Below are 16,186 nucleotides of genomic sequence, written 5' to 3'. Positions count from 1 at the left end.
CTAGCACGAGGCTATTTTCAGACGGAAACCGGCAAATCAGCCGTTCCCGAAGCTCATTTTAGGTACGCTGAGCTTGGGCACGGAGTTCCATGCCTTGGAGAGCCACGATCCGCCATCCTCGCGCGGGGCCAAACCGTCGGATTGCAGCAGCGCGTAGGAATCCTTGTACCACTTGCTGTCCGGATAGTTGTGGCCAAGCACTGCCGCCGCGTTCTGCGCTTCCTTGGTGATGCCCAGCGCCATGTAGCTCTCGACCAATCGCGCCAGCGCTTCTTCGACGTGCGCCGTCGTCTGGTAATCGCTCACCACCGTCTTGAAGCGATTTATCGCGCCCACGTAGTTGTGTTTGTCGAGATAGTACCGGCCGACTTCCATCTCGTTCGCAGCGAGGTTGTCCTGGCAGATACGGATCTTGTTATCGGCTTCGCGCGCATACTCGCTTTCAGGATACCGGCTCTTCAATATCTTGAACTGTTCGAGCGCCTTTCGAGCTGGCGTCTGATCGCGGTTGGCGGTCTTCAAATCATCGAAGTAGGCAGAGGCGATGATGTGGTGCGCCAGCGGCGCTTCCTTCGTGCCCGGATGCATGGTGACGTAACGCTCGGCCGAGGCGATCGCCTCGGGCGACTTGCCCGCGCGATAATAAGCGTAAGCAGCCATGACGATGGAGCGGCGAGCCTCTTGCGAATACGGATGCTCGCGGTCGACCGATTCGAATTTCTGAGCGGCGTCGTCGAAATTGCCTTTGGCCATCATCGCATCGGCATCAGCAAACATTTTGCTGGGCGGATCGGGATTTAGAGCCGAAGTATCCAGCTTGTTGCTTGCGCAGCCGCCGACGGCAAGCGCCGCTACGATCGCCGCAGCCTTCAGAACTCTTGTGATTTCTCGCGTCGTTCTCATCATGCGCCGCGTTGCTTTTCCACACTGGCTTACGTTGTTGTCAACGTCGGCCAAACTCTGACGACGACTGCATGCGGATAGCACCCCGAAGCTCGCCCCGAAAGATGAATCGTCAGCATATCCCCGCCAACGGCCCCTCCTTGTTAGGCTAAAACCCGAATGTGGTGCATTCCGGGCTGCCGCCGAAAAGAATGGCGCCCAGATCGGGCGCCAATTCAAGCATGAAACAAGCGCCGTTCGCTTATTCCGCTGCGACAACGGTCTGCGGGACGAGATGAACCGGCGACCGGGTAGCACGAGCACGAGGCGCCTGCGCGATTTCCCAGTTCGAAGCGTCAGCGAACAGCGCCTGCAGGACCATCGAATTCAGGCGATGGCCGCCTCTGTAGGAGCGATAAGCGCCGAGCAGCGGCATACCGGCAAGGGCCAGATCGCCAACAGCGTCGAGCATCTTGTGGCGGACGAACTCCTGCGGATAGCGGAGCCCTTCCTTGTTCATGATCTTGTCTTCGCCGATCGCTACCGTGTTCGTCAGATCGGCGCCGAGCGCCAGACCGGCCTTCCACAGCTTCTCGACGTCGCTCATGAACCCGAACGTGCGGGCGCGGGAAATCTCGTGGCGGAAGATGCCGGGGCTCATTTCGTACTGGAGCCGCTGATTGCCGATGATGGGGGATGAGAAGTCGATCTCGACGTCCATGCGGAAGCCTGCATGCGGTTCGAGAGTGCCCCAGCAGCCGTTTTCCTCTGCGCGGACCGGCTTCAGAACCTTGATGTATTTGCGCGGCTCGGAAAGCTCGCGAATGCCGACCCGATCAATGGCATCGACGAATACCGCCGAGCTGCCGTCCATGATCGGAACTTCTTTGCTGTCGATCTCGATATAGAGGTTGTCGATTGAAAGGCCGCGAAGGGCGGCGAGAAGATGTTCGACTGTTCCGACCGTTGTTCCGGCGCCGTCGCCGATGACGGTACAGAGCGTAAGATTTTTGACGTTAGCTACGTGCGCCGCGATTTCCGAAATGACTTTTCCTCGTTTCGTAACGAGAAAGCGGAGCCCAGTATCAGCCTCTGCTGGATGCAGTGTGAGTGATACCGGAGCTCCGCTGTGCACCCCCGTGCCTGTCAACTGGATCTCGCGGGCAAGCGTGGTTTGCCGCGCACCGATGAATCGATTCGACATACAGCGCCGTCCCTCATTCTTTTGGCTGGCCGCTGCTCCCCAGCATTAATGCGGCCTACCAAACCCCCTGACCCCGTTTGGACGATCCCCTTAAAGTTCAGAGCGAGCCAGCCTTATTTTGGGCCGTGTCAGCTCTGATCAAAGGCGCATCACAAGTGGTCGATGCACAAAAGCTAACTGCTTCGCCAAACACCGACAAATCACGCTTTCTTACACTGTGTTACGGTTTGGCAACCATGCTTGACGTCGACGCGGTCTTGATGCAGCCCCATTTTCTCCGCGTTTTCCGCCTGAAAAATCGCCTGCTCTCGCCACGCTTTTTTCACGATTTAAATTCGAAAGCGCAGCGCATTCAAAACAAATTTCAGGCCTTCGCGCTATTTTCTTCCCCTGCCCGCGAAACGTTCAAGAAGCCCCGGTTTTCTTGGCTCTTCTGCATCTCTAGCACCCGATCGGGAACCCGATCCGTGGTGTGCGTTCCATTCTTTCTGCGCCTGCGGAGGAAATTCTTCGATGCCCGGCAGACGACGCGATCCGCGATGAATTTCGGCGGGTGCCTGCGGCTCGAATCGGGAGTCGTAATTTTGGGCCGGAGACCCCGCAGGGAGCGGCGGCGTACGTAACAAAGCGTTGCCTGAGAGGGGAGGAAAATTCTCCAGCCCGTCCTCGATCATAACGTTCCCGGGGGCAATCCAACTGTCACGATTCTGTCGTGCAGGTTCGCTGTGGACAGAATGGGAAATATTCTGCCCCTGCTGACCATTAGAAGGTTGCAGAGCCTCGGCCAGACGCCGCTGCAAATCGCCCGGCGGCGGTGGAACCGGAGCGCCCTGGTTATGCTGATGCGGCGCGGGCCGTTGTTGCTGGGCCTGATGCGGCGGAGCTTGATACTGCGAAGCCTGGGGCGCGGTGGCTGGCTGTGCAGCCGGCGATCCCGCAATCGCGCGCAACCCGCCCTGCTGGCCGACGATCGATTCGGCCGCCCGGTTCATGCCCGAGGCCACGATCGACACCCGCAAGCGGTCGCCGAGTTGTTCTTCGAACGTCGCGCCGACGATGATGTTCGCATCGGGATCGACTTCCTGCCGAATCCGGCTCGCCGCCTCGTCGACCTCATAGAGCGTCATTTCGCGGCCGCCAGAAATCGACAGCAGCAGACCCTTGGCGCCGCGGAGCGTCACGTCGTCAAGCAGCGGATTGGCAATTGCCTCTTCCGCAGCGAGAACCGCGCGCCTTTCGCCAGTCGCTTCGCCGGTACCCATCATCGCCGTGCCCATACCGCTCATGACGGTCCTGACGTCGGCGAAATCGAGATTGATGAGGCCTTCCTTCAGCACCAGCTCGACGATGCACGCGACGCCCGAATAGAGCACCTGGTCGGCAAGCACGAAGGCTTCGGCGAAGGTCGTGCGCTCGTTCGCGATGCGGAAGAGGTTCTGGTTCGGAATGACGATGAGCGTATCGACGAGATGGCGAAGGCTCTGCACGCCCGCCTCCGCGATGCGCATGCGCCGCGCGCCTTCGAACTGAAACGGCTTACAGACGACGCCAACCGTGAGGGCGCCGAGTTCGCGCGCGATGCGGGCGATGACGGCCGCAGCACCGGTTCCGGTGCCGCCGCCCATACCGGCTGCGATGAACACCATATGCGCGCCGGCAATATGCGTGCGAAGTTCTTCGAGCGCCTCTTCAGCGGCCGCTTCGCCGATCTCCGGCCGCGCGCCAGCGCCGAGCCCTTCCGTCAGATTGACGCCGAGCTGGATGCGATGCTCGGCACTTGATGCCTCGAGGGATTGCGCGTCCGTGTTCGCGACCACGAATTGCACGCCTTGCAATCCGGCTGCGATCATATTGTTGACGGCATTGCACCCCGCGCCGCCGACGCCGATCACGGTGATCCGCGGCTTGGCGTCGACCAGTTTCGGCAATTGCAGCTTGATGCTCATAGCTTCCCCGACTTTGATAGTTCGCCGCTTCGCACGAATTCGATGAGCCCCCGCGCCCACGTCGTCGACGATTGCAGCCCTCTATGCGACACGTTCAAAACCCGCCCTTGAGCCATGTACCGACACGGCCGAGATACCCTTGCGTCACCGTCTTCCGGCCCCGAGCCACGCTATGTTCGCCGTCGCCGCGCGCCGCGATCAGCGCCAGCCCCGACAACGTAGCAAGCTGCGGTCCCGCGAGGCTTGCGTTGAGACCGGGAAGATCCGTTGGCCGTCCAACACGTACGGTCCTGCCGAACTCGTGGGCGACGAATTCCGGCAATCCCAGAAGTTGGCTGGCTCCGCCCGTCAGAACAACCTTGTCCCCCGCGTAGCGGCTTGCCGCGTTGGAACCCAAACGCTCGCGCACAAGCCCCATGATCTGCTGCACGCGCGGACGGATGATATCCGTGAGCCGCGCTCTGCTCGTTTCGTAGCTCGCATCGTCCTCTTCGCCGGCGATCGGATAGGAAAACGACTCGTGCTCGTCGGACTGGGCATTGAGAAGTGTGCCATAAAGCGTTTTGATTCGCTCGGCTTCAGCAAGTGGCGTCTGCAACGCCTTTGCGATGTCGTAGGTGATGTGCTGGCTTCCGACCGGAATAACGTCCGTTCCGGTGAAGGCGCCGTCGGCGAAAAGCGCAATGGACGTCGTTCCCGCCCCGAAATCGATGCATGTAACACCGAACTGCCGCTCCTCGGCGGTCGTTGCCGCAAGCGCGCTCGCGTAAGGCGCGGCAACCAGGCCGTCGCAGCTCGCATAGCATCTGTCGACCAGAACAAGCAGGTTGCGCAACGGCGCTTCATCCGCCGTGACGGCGTGCAGCCCCGCCGAGAGCCGGCGCGCCGAAAGCCCGAGCGGGTCGCGCACGCCGCCTGCGCCGTCGACCTCGTAGCCGAGACGATTGAGATGTATCAGCGTCCGTCCGTTGCGTTCGGCGTAGCTTTCCCCGGCCGCCATGAGCCGGGCCAGATCGTCTTGCGTCACGCTTCCAGTCTCGACGTCCGTTCGTGCCGTGCAATGAACCGATGATAGCCGCCCGGCGGCGACCGACAGCGTGAAGCCCCCGACCGAAATGCCGGCCGCACGTTCGGCCTGACCGATAACGCCGCGAACGACCGATTCGGCTTCGTCGAGATCCGTCAAAACACCGGCTTTGATGCCCTTCGAACGCTGCAGGCCAAGCCCCGCCAGCCGCAGCGAAGGCTTCGCTTCGCCAGCGATGTATTCAGCCACGACAACGGCCGCAACAGTCTTGCTGGTGCCGATGTCGAGAAGCCCGAAGGTCCGGTAATTGCGCCGATCCGCCACAAATATCTCCGTTAGGGCCGTTCTGAAGCGAGTGAAATAGTCCGCGCGCCAGCGTTGGAAGCCGTCCGTGCGGAATTGCCGGCCAAAGGCCGGATCGCGATCCGGCCGGGCGTCCGAACATCGACGACCATCGGTGCTCCCTTGAGCGCCGCCGAGGCCTCTCGCGCCGTCGCGACTTCTTGGAAACCTTCGATCTCGCGATCGGCGCCAAGTTCCAGTGCCGTTCCATTTTTGAGCACGATCCGCCAGCGCCGCTCGGCGATGCGTTCGCCATAGGCGTATTGGCGTTCGATCTGCGGGTATTGCCGCAAGGCCGAAAGCATCAGAATGGCTTCGGTGTCCGCGCCTTCGCCGACGACGCGCGGCAAGTTCCAATTGTTCGCGCGAGCAGCAGGCCCGAGCGTGCGCCCGGTCGCATCGACGAGGAAGTTCGTTTCCCCCCGTTGCCACATGAAAGCCGGCGTCCGCTCGCGAATGACGACGTCGAGAGTCCCCGGATAAACGCGCGTAATTTGCGCCGTATCGACCCACGCGATCCGTTCGATGCGCTTCAGTGCAGCGTCCGAATTGAACGCCGCGAATGTCTTCACGTTCGGCAAATCGAGCGCGTCGAACACGTCGGAATCCGACGCGTAATGCTGGCCGGAAACGTTCACCTGATCGATTCCGAATCCGGCGGCAATCATCACGTCGTTGGCTTTTGCCGCAAAATCGATCGCCGCGAGTTTGTCGAACGACAAAGCGAAGGCACCCGCGCAGACGGCAACGACTGCAGCGGCGGCGATAGGCGCCGGCTTCATCCAGCGCTGATTGCGGCGCGAACCGCGAAAGCGGCGTTCTCCGCGTGGAATTTGCAGATCCAAAGGCGAGCGCTTGGCCGTGCGGTTTGTGGCGCTTCTACCGCGCGTCGCGGGGCTGCGCGCCTCCGCGGTCCGGCTCGTTTGTTCGGTCCAGCGAGCAGCATCCGGTTCAGGCGTTGGCGCATCGTGTGCTGCCCGCCACCAGAACCGTTGCTTGCTCTCTACCTGTTGCAACTCGCGTCCTCGACCATCCATCGGACGAGGTCACCGAACGACCAGCCGGCATACCCCGCCAGCTCAGGCACGAGAGAGGTTCCCGTCATGCCCGGCTGAGTGTTGACTTCGAGGCAGATCAGCTCGTTGGTTCCGCCCTCGGTATCGTCGAAGCGGAAGTCAGCCCGCGATACGCCGCGACAGCCTAAAGCTTGATGCGCCCTTAAGGTTAAGGAACGGACCAACTGGTAAATATCTGGTAAAAGTTGTGCAGGCAGCTCGTGCTTGGAGCCGCCCGGACCGTACTTCGACTCGTAGTCGTAGAAAGCGAGCCCTCTGAGCGGCGATATTTCGATCACGTCCGTTACAAAATCGCCGATGACGGCGCAGGTTAGCTCCCGGCCCGCGATGTACCGCTCAACCATCACGACCTCGTCGAGCGAACCGCCCGCGGCGATGGAATTCGGCGGCCGGTCGGCCCCCGGCTGCACGATGACGACGCCGACGCTCGACCCCTCCTTGAGCGGCTTCACGACATATGGGGTGGCCATCACATGGCCCTCCAGCGCCTCCCCGCGCGTCACGAGCACGGCTTCTGCAACGGGGACACCCGCGAGCTTCATGATGTCCTTGGCCCGCTCCTTGTGCATGGCAAGGGCCGAGGCGAGCACGCCCGAATGCGTGTACGGAATACCGAGGAGTTCGAGTACCCCCTGCACGCAGCCGTCCTCGCCGAATTTGCCGTGCAACGCGTTGAAACACACGTCGGGCTTCAGTTCCTGAAGCCTGGAGGCCAGGTCGCGCTCGACGTCGATTTCCGTGACTGTATAGCCTTCGCGTAACAGCGCCTCGGCAACAGCCGCGCCGGAACTCAAGCTCACCTCGCGCTCGGCGGAAAGGCCGCCCATCAAGACGGCGACGTGATTGTGCGTGCGGCTTGGTACCGGGCCGAGTTCATTCATGGCTGGCTCGCTTACGTCAAAGGAAACATCGGTGGGCAGTTTGATCAGTTTTGGTTCGCGTGAATAGCCGCGCGTTCAGCCGCCAGCGCTTCGCCGGTAGGGCGCCCGGGCTTCGGCACGCCGACCCGAATGATTTCCCAGTCGAGCGTGATGCCGGACGAAGCCAACACACGCGCGCGCACCGTTTCGCCCAGCGCTTCGACGTCTTCGCCGGTGGCTTGTTTATCGTTGATCAAAAAGTTGCAATGCATCTCGGAGACTTTCGCTCCTCCGACGCGCATGCCCCGGCAGCCCGCTTGGTCGACGAGCTTCCAAGCGCTGTGTCCGTCCGGATTCTTGAAGGTCGAACCGCCCGTCCGCTCTTTGATCGGCTGATTTTTCTCACGATAGTCGGCGACTTCGTCCATCTCTTTGAGAATTTCGGCCGGATTGCCGGGCTCGCCTTCGAACGTCGCCTCGGTAAAAATCCAATCCTTCGGGATGCCGCAGTGGCGATAGGTGAAACCCATGTCGGCAAGCGAAAGCACATGAATGTTGCCTTGCGGGTCGACGGCCCGCGCACCGACGAGGCAATCCTTCGTCTCCCGCCCATGCGCGCCCGCATTCATGCGCAGCGCGCCGCCGATCGAGCCTGGAATGCCCCGGTAGAACGCGAGCCCGCGAATTCCGGCTTCGGCCGCCGCGCGCGAAACTTTGACATCCGGAACGGCCGTCCCCGCCCGCAATCGTTGACCGTCGACCTTGATCTCACCAAAACCACGGCCGAGGCGGATAACAACACCCGGAACGCCACCATCGCGGACGAGCAGGTTCGACCCGAGCCCGACAACCTGAACGGCAACGTCGCGCGGCTTATGCTTCAGGAAATACGCGAGATCCGCTTCATCGGCCGGCGTGAACAGCACCTGCGCCGGTCCGCCGACACGAAACCACGTAACGTCGGCGAGCGAGGCGTTCGGGCTCAATCGTCCGCGCAGATCGGGCATCGCGGCAATGAGTTCGCCCGTGATATCGGCAAACATCAGCCCTCGCTCCCGGTCCGTTGAGGCGTCTCCGCCAGCCATCCCGGAAGCGCGTTCGCCCATTCGGTCGAATTCCCGGCGCCGAGACAGACGACGATATCGCCGGGCCGCGCCAGGCGTTTGATCACGGGTACGAGAAGGCTCGGATCATCGACGGCTTCCGCCGGACGCCCACCAATGGTTCTGATCCGCTCCGCCAGCGTACGGTTATCGACGCCGGCAATCGGGCTCTCGCCCGCCGTATAAAGCGGCGCAACGACGACGCTGTCGGCGTCCTTGAAGCACTGGGCGAATTCGTCGAAGAGGTCGCGCACGCGCGTATATCGATGCGGCTCGACGACGGCGATCACGCGGCCTTTGCTGCCGCCCCGCGCAGCCGCGAGCACGGCCGCGATTTCCGCCGGATGGTGTCCGTAGTCGTCGTAGATCCCGACGCCATTCCATTCACCGGCAAACTGAAAGCGCCGTTTGACGCCGGAAAATCCCGCCATCGCCGCTTTGATTTTCGCGTCCGGCAAACCCGCATGCGTCGCGACCGCGATCACCGCAAGCGCATTGAGCGCATTGTGCGAACCGGGGATCGGCACCGACCAGCCCTCGAGGCGTCTCGCGCCGCCCTTCACGTGCGCCGCCAAATTCGCGTCGAAAGTCGTCGTATTGCCGGAAATGCTGACGGACTCGAGAACGAGGTCGGCGTCCTTGCTTTGCCCGTATGTCAAAAGCCGGCGACCGTCCGCCCTGAGGTTCAGCCGCGCGACCATGTCCCTGACGACGGGATGATCGATGCAGGCAACCGCCAACCCGAAGAACGGAATATTTCGCAGGAAAGCTTCGTATTCGCGGTGCATCGCCTCGACCGAGCCGAAGTAATCGAGATGCTCCGGATCGATATTCGTGACCACACCGATTTCCGTCGGCAGCCGGGTGAAGGTGCCGTCACTTTCGTCGGCCTCGACGATCATCCACTTGCCCTGGCCGAGCCGTGCGTTGGACCCCCACGAGTTGATGATGCCGCCTGTAATGACCGTCGGCTCTTCACCCGCTTCCGTGAAGATATGCGAGAGGAGCGACGTCGTCGTCGTTTTGCCGTGAGTACCGGTGACCGAGATCGTCGAATAGAGCCGCATCAGCTCGGCCAGCATCTCGGCGCGGCGGATGATCGTCAGTCCCTTCTGGCGGGCGGCGATGAGTTCCGGATTGAGTGGCTTCACCGCCGTCGAGATAACCACGTAACGCGCGCCGATGAGGTTAACCGGATCATGGCCGACGAAAACCCGGATGCCCTTGGCCCGGAGCCTTTTGACGTTGGCGCTTTCCTTCTGATCCGAGCCTTGGACCGTATAGCCCTTGGCGACCAGAATTTCGGCGATGGCGCTCATGCCGATGCCGCCGATTCCGATGATGTGGAAAGGCCCGATGTCGCGGGGCATCTGCATGGATGGAAATTACCTCGATGAGTCTATGTCGAACGCCGGATCACGATCTTCAGGTGCTCTAACGCTCACGCCCGGCACCAGAATACTTCCGTCCCGCTAAAGCGAGAGTAAAGTCGGCCAAATTCCGGACGGCGTCCGGGCGTCCCGCGGTTTTAGCCGCGTTCGCCGCAGTCGCAAGGGCGCCCGGCGCCTGCAAAAGCTTTTCCAACTCGTCCGCGATGCGTTCAGGCGACAGATTTCGCTGCTCGAAGCACCAACCACCCCCTGATTCGGCAAGCCGGCGAGCGTTGTTCAGCTGATCGTTGTCGAGCGCATGCGGCAACGGCACCAGGATAGAAGGCCGCCCGATAACGGTCAGTTCCGCGACAGTCGATGCGCCGGCCCTGCCGATGACGAGATGAGCCGCAGCCATCCGCGCCGGAAGATCGGCGAAGAAAGGCGCAACCTCCGCGCTGATGCTCGCCTCGACGAACGCCTCTTTCACCCGATCCAGATCTTCTTCCCGCGCCTGCTGCACGACGCGCAGACGCTTCCGGATGTGGTCGGGAAGCGCAAAAAGTGCGAGCGGCACGGTATCGGAGAAGAAGCGCGCGCCCTGGCTGCCGCCAAAAATCAAAATGCGAATGACGCCGTCGCTCGTCGGCGCCTCGTAACGCCGCGCCGCCGCATCGATCACGGACTGGCGAACCGGATTTCCCGTCAGAACAGCTTTGTCAGCGAGCGTTCCTTCGAGGAACTTGGTTCGCTCGAACGACGTCGCGATTGCCGTCACGCGCTTGGCGAGCAGCTTGTTGGCACGTCCGAGCACTGCGTTCTGCTCGTGGATCGCCGTTGGAATACCCCGCAACCGCGCCGCGAGAAGCGGCGGAAATGTCGGATAACCGCCGAAGCCGATGATCGCCGAAGGCTTGACCGCACCGAGGACAGAAAAAGCCGCCCGCGTTCCACGCGCGAGCGCACTAGCGGTCTTGGCGATGTCGGACGGCGCACGCGATGCCAAGGTCGCCGAAGGAACCTGATAGACCTGACGCGCCGGAAAACCGCTGCCGTAGCGATCGCCGCGCATGTCGGTCATCAGGTCGACGGCGATGCCGCGACGCTTGAGTTCCTCGGCAAGAGCAAATGCGGGAAAGAGATGTCCCCCCGTTCCGCCTGCGGCAAGCATTATCGATTGCACGCCGGTCATTCAAATCTCGCTCATGACTTCGGATTAGGTCCCGCGATTTGTACTTCGTCGATGGCCGGAATCCATCGCGGCTTTTTGAGGCGCTGCGGATCGGGCCGCCGGCGCGACAGCGCCAAAAGCATCCCGGCCGTTATCGACAGCGCCAGCATGGACGATCCGCCCGCCGAGATGAATGGCAGCGTCATGCCTTTCGGTGGCAAAAGGCCGATATTCACACCTATATTGATCAGCGATTGCAGCGCAAAGACAAGCGCCAGGCCCTGTATGGCCAGCCGATCGGCCGCGTTCGGCTCTCCCGCCGCCCGCCGCATGGCCCTGATGGTTATGAACGCGAAGACACCAAGCAGCGCGACGCAGGCGATGGCTCCGTACTCTTCGCCGATCACCGCGAAGATGTAATCGGTGTGGGCATCCGGAAGGATGGACTTGATCGTGCCTTCGCCCGGCCCCCGGCCGAACAGCCCGCCCTCAGCGAAAGACTGTATCGCGCGCCCCGCTTGCGAACTCTCGAGCGGCGCCGAACCGAAGTATTTCAGGAACCGCGATTGCACGTGCGGAAAATATTCGTAGGCGAGCCACATGCCGCCGCTTCCCACGAGAACGAGAATCCCGGCACCGACCGCAGGCAGCCCTGCCAGCAGATAAAGAAGACCGGCCGTCGAACTGATTAGAACCGTCTGTCCGACATCAGGCTGGGCAACGAGAAGGCCCGCAAAAAAAGCCCAGAGTGCGAGCCCGAACGGCAGAGCCGGCATGTCGCTGCGAGACGACGCCTCCCCGAATAGCCACGCGATGATGACGATGAACGCCGGCTTCGCGAATTCGGACGGCTGCAGCGAATAGCTGCCGATGTTAAGCCAGCGCTGCGCGCCGTTGATCTCAGCACCGGAAAAACGCACCGCGATCATGCCCGCAACGGCGGCGAGAAACAGCCCGGCTGCGAGCCGTCTCACACCGGCCGGCGAAAAAAACGAAATGACGATCATCAGAACCGTGCCGAGCGCCGCAAAGAATATATGGCGCTCGACGAAGTAATACGCCGGCAAGCCCTTCTTCAACGCGACCGCGGGCGACGCCGCTGCCGACAGCACGACCCCGATGATGACGAGAGAGACGAGCGCGATCAGCAGGCTGCGATCGATCGTGAACGACCATTCGGCGAGCAAACTGCGGTCTGCACGCGAGAGCTTCATGGGGCCGCTCGCATCACGATCCCGGGGAGCGACGCGACCAGCCCCCGAAAACTTTCGCCGCGAACTTCGAAGTTTCGAAACTGATCGTAGCTTGCGCACGCAGGCGAAAGCAGCACGACCGGTTCGTCGCCGTCGCTCATCTGAGCATCAGTTGAGGCAGCCCAAACGGCTTCGTCGAGCGTGCCGCTCCGCACGAAAGGAACCTTGCCGTCGAGCGTCTGGGCGAATTCATCCGTTGCCTCGCCGATCAGGTAAGCCTTCGTAATTCTTTCGAAGTAGGGAGCGAGGCTTTCGATGCCGCCGGCCTTCGGCTTGCCGCCGAGTATCCAATAGACCTCGCGCGGAAATGAGAGCAGCGCCTTCTCGGTCGAATCCGCGTTCGTCGCCTTGCTGTCGTTGACGAAGAGAACCTTGCCGATCCGGCCGATTTCTTCCATGCGGTGCGGCAGGCCCGGAAACGACGACAGCGCACCTTGCCAATCGAGGTCGGTCGAATGACCGAGCGCATTCAGGCACTCGCGCACGGCGGCAACCGCCGCGAGAGCGTTCTGTCCGTTGTGCCGCCCCCGAAGCGTAGGAATGCCTTTGAGCGAACCGAGTTTGACGGCTAATCCTTCGCGGTTGGCGCACACGATCGTATCGTCGAGCAGGCTGTATCCGGGTGCGAGCGATTTCTCGGCGCTGAAGGCAATGGCCGGACCCGCAGGCACGCGCCGCCGCAGCATCGCCAATCCGAAGTCGTCATCGATGCCGACGGCCGCGATATCCGCCCCAGCAACGATGCGTTCTTTGATGGCGGCGTAATCGTCGATCGTTCCGTGCCGATCGAGATGATCCGCCGTCACGTTCAGCATCACGCCGATCGTCGGAGCGAGCGTCGGCGTCAGGTCGATCTGAAACGACGACATCTCGATGACATGAAACCGGCCAGGCTCCGGCCCGTCGAGCGTGAGGATAGGACGGCCGATGTTGCCGCCCATCTGCGCATCGAGCCCCGCATGCCGAAGGATGTGCGTGATGAGCGCCGTCGTCGTCGATTTGCCGTTGGTTCCCGTGATCGCGATGAAGGGCGCACCCGGCGCGTGCAACGCGCGCTCGCGCGCGAAAATCTCGATGTCACCGATGATCTCGACGGCGTTCTCCCGGGCCCTTTTGACCGTCCAGTGCGGCAGGGGGTGCGTCAGCGGCACGCCGGGCGCCAGCACGAGCGCGGCATAGCCCGCCCAGTCCGCCACACTAAGATCAGTCAATGGGATATCGCGAGCAATCGCAGCCTCGCGTGCAGCCACGCCGTCGTCCCAGGCGGCAACGATGGCCCCACCGTCACGCAGCGCTTCGGCGGCCGCCAGCCCGGAGGCGCCAAGGCCGAACACGGCAACCGATTTACCTTTGAAAGACGTCGCGCGAATCATGGGGCGAGACTCTACCGTATGTCGCGTCGTTTGGCGTCTAGCGCAGCTTCAGCGTCGAAAGGCCGACGAGCGCTAGAATGACGGAAATGATCCAGAACCGGATGACGACCGTCGATTCCTTCCAGCCCTTTTGTTCGTAATGGTGATGCAGCGGCGCCATCTTGAACACACGCTTACCCGTCCATTTGAATGACAGCACCTGGATGACAACCGAGAGCGTCTCGAGCACGAACAGCCCGCCGACGACCGCCAGAACGATCTCATGCTTGATCGCCACCGCGATGGCCCCGAGCGTGCCGCCGAGGGCGAGCGAGCCGGTATCGCCCATGAAAATCATCGCGGGCGGCGCATTGAACCACAGAAACCCGAGCCCCGCCCCGATGAGCGCCCCGCATATGACGGAGAGCTCGCCCGTGCCGGGCACGTGATGGATTTGCAGATAGCCCGCAAACTTCGCGTTGCCGGAAAGGTAGGCGATGACGCCGAACGTCGCGGCCGCGATCATCACGGGAACGATCGCCAAACCGTCGAGGCCGTCAGTCAGATTGACGGCATTACCGGCTCCCGCGATGACGAGCACGGCCATCAGCACGAAGAACGGCCCGAGATTGATTACGAAGTCCTTGAAGAATGGGAATGTCAGATCGGTGCTGAGACCTTTCGGGCTGAGCATCATCAGTGCGAACCCGGCGATCGCCGCGACGAGGAGTTCGAGCAGGAAGCGGATACGGCCGGAAAAACCCGCCGTCGTGCGCTTCGTCACTTTGAGGAAGTCGTCATAGAAGCCGATGGCGCCGTACGAGAGCGCCACGCCGAGCACGACCCAGATATAGCCGTTTGAAAGTTGCGCCCACAGCAGCGTCGACACCGTGACGCCCGCGAGGATCATCAAGCCGCCCATCGTCGGCGTGCCGCGTTTCAGAAGATGCGTCTGCGGCCCGTCGGTGCGAATGGGCTGGCCCTTGCCTTGCTTGAGGCGAAGAAGATCGATGATCGCCGGTCCGAACATCAGAACGAACAGGAGAGCGGTGAAGATCGCGCCGCCGGTCCGGAAGGTGATATAGCGAAAGACGTTCAGCGCACTGATCTGATCGCTGAAATTGACGAGCGCATAGAGCATGCGGTGAAAACTTTCCCCTTGTGATCCGCGCCGGCTAGGTGGCGGGCTCGTCTTTTCCAAATTTCGTCTTGAGCGCCGCGACCACGGGGCCAAGGCGCGTCCCGTTGGATGCCTTGACCATCACGACATCTCCCGGACGAAGAGTCTCGGCAAGCACGGTCCCGATTGACTGAGACGTCAAAGCGTATCCGCCTTTCTTGGCCGCCGGTAGGGCGTCGTAAAGGCCTTTCATATGCGGCCCGCACGCAAAAACCAGATCGACATCAGCCTCGTCAACTGCGCCTTTCAGGCCTGTATGAAGCGCGGCCGCCTCGCTGCCAAGCTCCAGCATGTCGCCCAGGACGGCAATACGTCGCGAAAATTTGGACCGCGGCACCCCCGCGAGCGTCGCCAAGGCAGCCTTCATCGAGGCCGGATTGGCGTTGTAGCTCTCATCTATCAGCAGCGCCTCCCCGGCGCCGATATGAAGCGTGCTGCGCGCACCGCGCCCACCCGGAGGCGCGAGATCTGCGAGCGCTTCTAAGGCCTTCCGCACATCGACGCCGATGGAATGAAGTGCCGCGGCAACAGCGAGCGCATTTTCCGCAATGTGCCGCCCCGGCATAGCGAGATGGACGGGGAAGCTGCCGCCGCCGGTTGCGACCGTCATGTCACCGCCGGTATCGGTCGCGACGAAATTCGATCCCCGGACGTCGGCGCCGGCATCGAACCCGAACGTGATCGGCCGCGCGCCGAGCCGCTCCGCAGTGGCCTTCAACCGGCTCGCATGCGGGTTATCGAATTTGATGATCGCCGCGCCGCCCCGCGCCAGACCTTCGAAGATCTCGCCCTTGGCGTCGGCAATAGCCTCGACGGAGGGAAAGTGTTCGAGGTGCACCGCCTCGACAGTCGTGATGATTGCCGCATCGGGCCTGACCATCTTCGTCAGCGGCCGGATCTCGTCCGCATGATTCATCCCGATCTCAAACACGCCGAATTTTGTCTCGCGCGGCATCCGCGCCAGCGTCAGCGGCACGCCCCAATGATTGTTGTAGGATTTTTCGGACGCGTGCGTTGCACCGAGCCGCGACAGGCACGCCCGCAACATTTCCTTGGTGCCGGTCTTGCCCGCACTTCCCGTCACGCCGACGACGCGGGCGTCGGGCCCTAATCGCTTCCGCGCCGCAACGCCTAGCGCTTCAAGCCCGCGCAGCGTATCGGCGACGCGGAACAAAGCGCCGTCTCCCGGCTGTCGCGAATAGGCTTCGCTTACGAGCGCCGCTGCAGCTCCTGCCTTGAACGCTGCCGAAACGAATTCATGCCCGTCTCGCTGATCTTTTAGCGCAACGAAAAGATCGCCGGGACGTAGCGTGCGCGTATCGATCGAGACGTCCGTGATCGGAGCGCCCGACCCGCCTTCGGCGTCGACGCCCAGCGCAGCACTCAATTCGGAAGAGGACCAGAGAGGTTGCATCAATTC

General features: G+C 62.1%; 13 protein-coding genes. All 13 read right to left on the bottom strand.

What is annotated here, in order from left to right; all coding sequences use genetic code 11:
* Window positions 1-36 precede the first annotated feature (36 nt).
* The 13 genes from K2Q04_RS07555 to K2Q04_RS07495 all read right to left on the bottom strand — a co-directional run bounded on the left by K2Q04_RS07555 (window position 37) and on the right by K2Q04_RS07495 (window position 16,180).
* Window positions 37-906 (bottom strand): outer membrane protein assembly factor BamD, encoded by an 870-nt coding sequence (locus K2Q04_RS07555; RefSeq protein WP_291161418.1) that lies wholly within the window; start codon window positions 904-906, stop codon window positions 37-39.
* Between the two features lie 238 nt (window positions 907-1,144).
* The gene (lpxC, locus tag K2Q04_RS07550; RefSeq protein ID WP_291161416.1) at window positions 1,145-2,086 is read right to left on the bottom strand and encodes a UDP-3-O-acyl-N-acetylglucosamine deacetylase; all 942 of its coding nucleotides are present in this window, start codon (window positions 2,084-2,086) and stop codon (window positions 1,145-1,147) included.
* Between the two features lie 377 nt (window positions 2,087-2,463).
* The gene (ftsZ, locus tag K2Q04_RS07545) at window positions 2,464-4,032 is read right to left on the bottom strand and encodes a cell division protein FtsZ (RefSeq protein ID WP_291161414.1); all 1,569 of its coding nucleotides are present in this window, start codon (window positions 4,030-4,032) and stop codon (window positions 2,464-2,466) included.
* A gap of 94 nt (window positions 4,033-4,126) precedes the next feature.
* A complete protein-coding gene (ftsA, locus tag K2Q04_RS07540; protein WP_291161410.1) occupies window positions 4,127-5,383 on the bottom strand; it encodes a cell division protein FtsA in 1,257 nt (418 codons plus the stop codon).
* 11 nt (window positions 5,384-5,394) lie between these two features.
* Window positions 5,395-6,417, bottom strand: coding sequence for an FtsQ-type POTRA domain-containing protein (locus tag K2Q04_RS07535; protein ID WP_291161407.1), 1,023 nt, complete (start codon window positions 6,415-6,417; stop codon window positions 5,395-5,397).
* Window positions 6,405-7,358: a D-alanine--D-alanine ligase gene (locus K2Q04_RS07530; protein WP_291161405.1), complete on the bottom strand. Its 954-nt coding sequence runs from the start codon at window positions 7,356-7,358 to the stop codon at window positions 6,405-6,407. Before K2Q04_RS07530 ends, K2Q04_RS07535 begins: the two co-directional genes overlap by 13 nt.
* Before the next feature lie 44 nt (window positions 7,359-7,402).
* Window positions 7,403-8,380, bottom strand: a complete 978-nt coding sequence (gene murB / locus K2Q04_RS07525) for a UDP-N-acetylmuramate dehydrogenase (protein ID WP_291161402.1) — start codon at window positions 8,378-8,380, stop codon at window positions 7,403-7,405.
* Window positions 8,380-9,816 carry a UDP-N-acetylmuramate--L-alanine ligase gene (gene murC, locus K2Q04_RS07520; protein WP_291161399.1) on the bottom strand — a complete coding sequence of 479 codons (1,437 nt, stop codon included), beginning with the start codon at window positions 9,814-9,816 and terminating at the stop codon, window positions 8,380-8,382. The genes murB and murC overlap by 1 nt, the downstream gene beginning before the upstream one ends.
* Before the next feature lie 58 nt (window positions 9,817-9,874).
* Entirely contained in the window at window positions 9,875-11,002 is a 1,128-nt protein-coding gene (gene murG, locus K2Q04_RS07515; RefSeq protein ID WP_291161396.1) for an undecaprenyldiphospho-muramoylpentapeptide beta-N-acetylglucosaminyltransferase, read from the bottom strand.
* A gap of 11 nt (window positions 11,003-11,013) precedes the next feature.
* Window positions 11,014-12,195, bottom strand: coding sequence for a putative peptidoglycan glycosyltransferase FtsW (locus tag K2Q04_RS07510; protein ID WP_291161393.1), 1,182 nt, complete (start codon window positions 12,193-12,195; stop codon window positions 11,014-11,016).
* On the bottom strand, window positions 12,192-13,607 hold the full coding sequence (murD, locus tag K2Q04_RS07505; protein ID WP_291161391.1) for a UDP-N-acetylmuramoyl-L-alanine--D-glutamate ligase: 1,416 nt from the start codon (window positions 13,605-13,607) through the stop codon (window positions 12,192-12,194). The genes K2Q04_RS07510 and murD overlap by 4 nt, the downstream gene beginning before the upstream one ends.
* Window positions 13,608-13,644: 37 nt before the next feature.
* On the bottom strand, window positions 13,645-14,727 hold the full coding sequence (mraY, locus tag K2Q04_RS07500; protein WP_092863047.1) for a phospho-N-acetylmuramoyl-pentapeptide-transferase: 1,083 nt from the start codon (window positions 14,725-14,727) through the stop codon (window positions 13,645-13,647).
* A 34-nt stretch (window positions 14,728-14,761) separates the two neighbouring features.
* The gene (locus tag K2Q04_RS07495) at window positions 14,762-16,180 is read right to left on the bottom strand and encodes a UDP-N-acetylmuramoylalanyl-D-glutamyl-2,6-diaminopimelate--D-alanyl-D-alanine ligase (RefSeq protein WP_291161387.1); all 1,419 of its coding nucleotides are present in this window, start codon (window positions 16,178-16,180) and stop codon (window positions 14,762-14,764) included.
* Window positions 16,181-16,186: the final 6 nt, after the last annotated feature.

The sequence above is a fragment of the Hyphomicrobium sp. genome (assembly GCF_019753045.1).
Lineage (GTDB): Bacteria > Pseudomonadota > Alphaproteobacteria > Rhizobiales > Hyphomicrobiaceae > Hyphomicrobium_B.
Note: the sequence above shows the minus strand (reverse complement) of the source record. Positions and strands in the feature narration are given on the sequence as shown.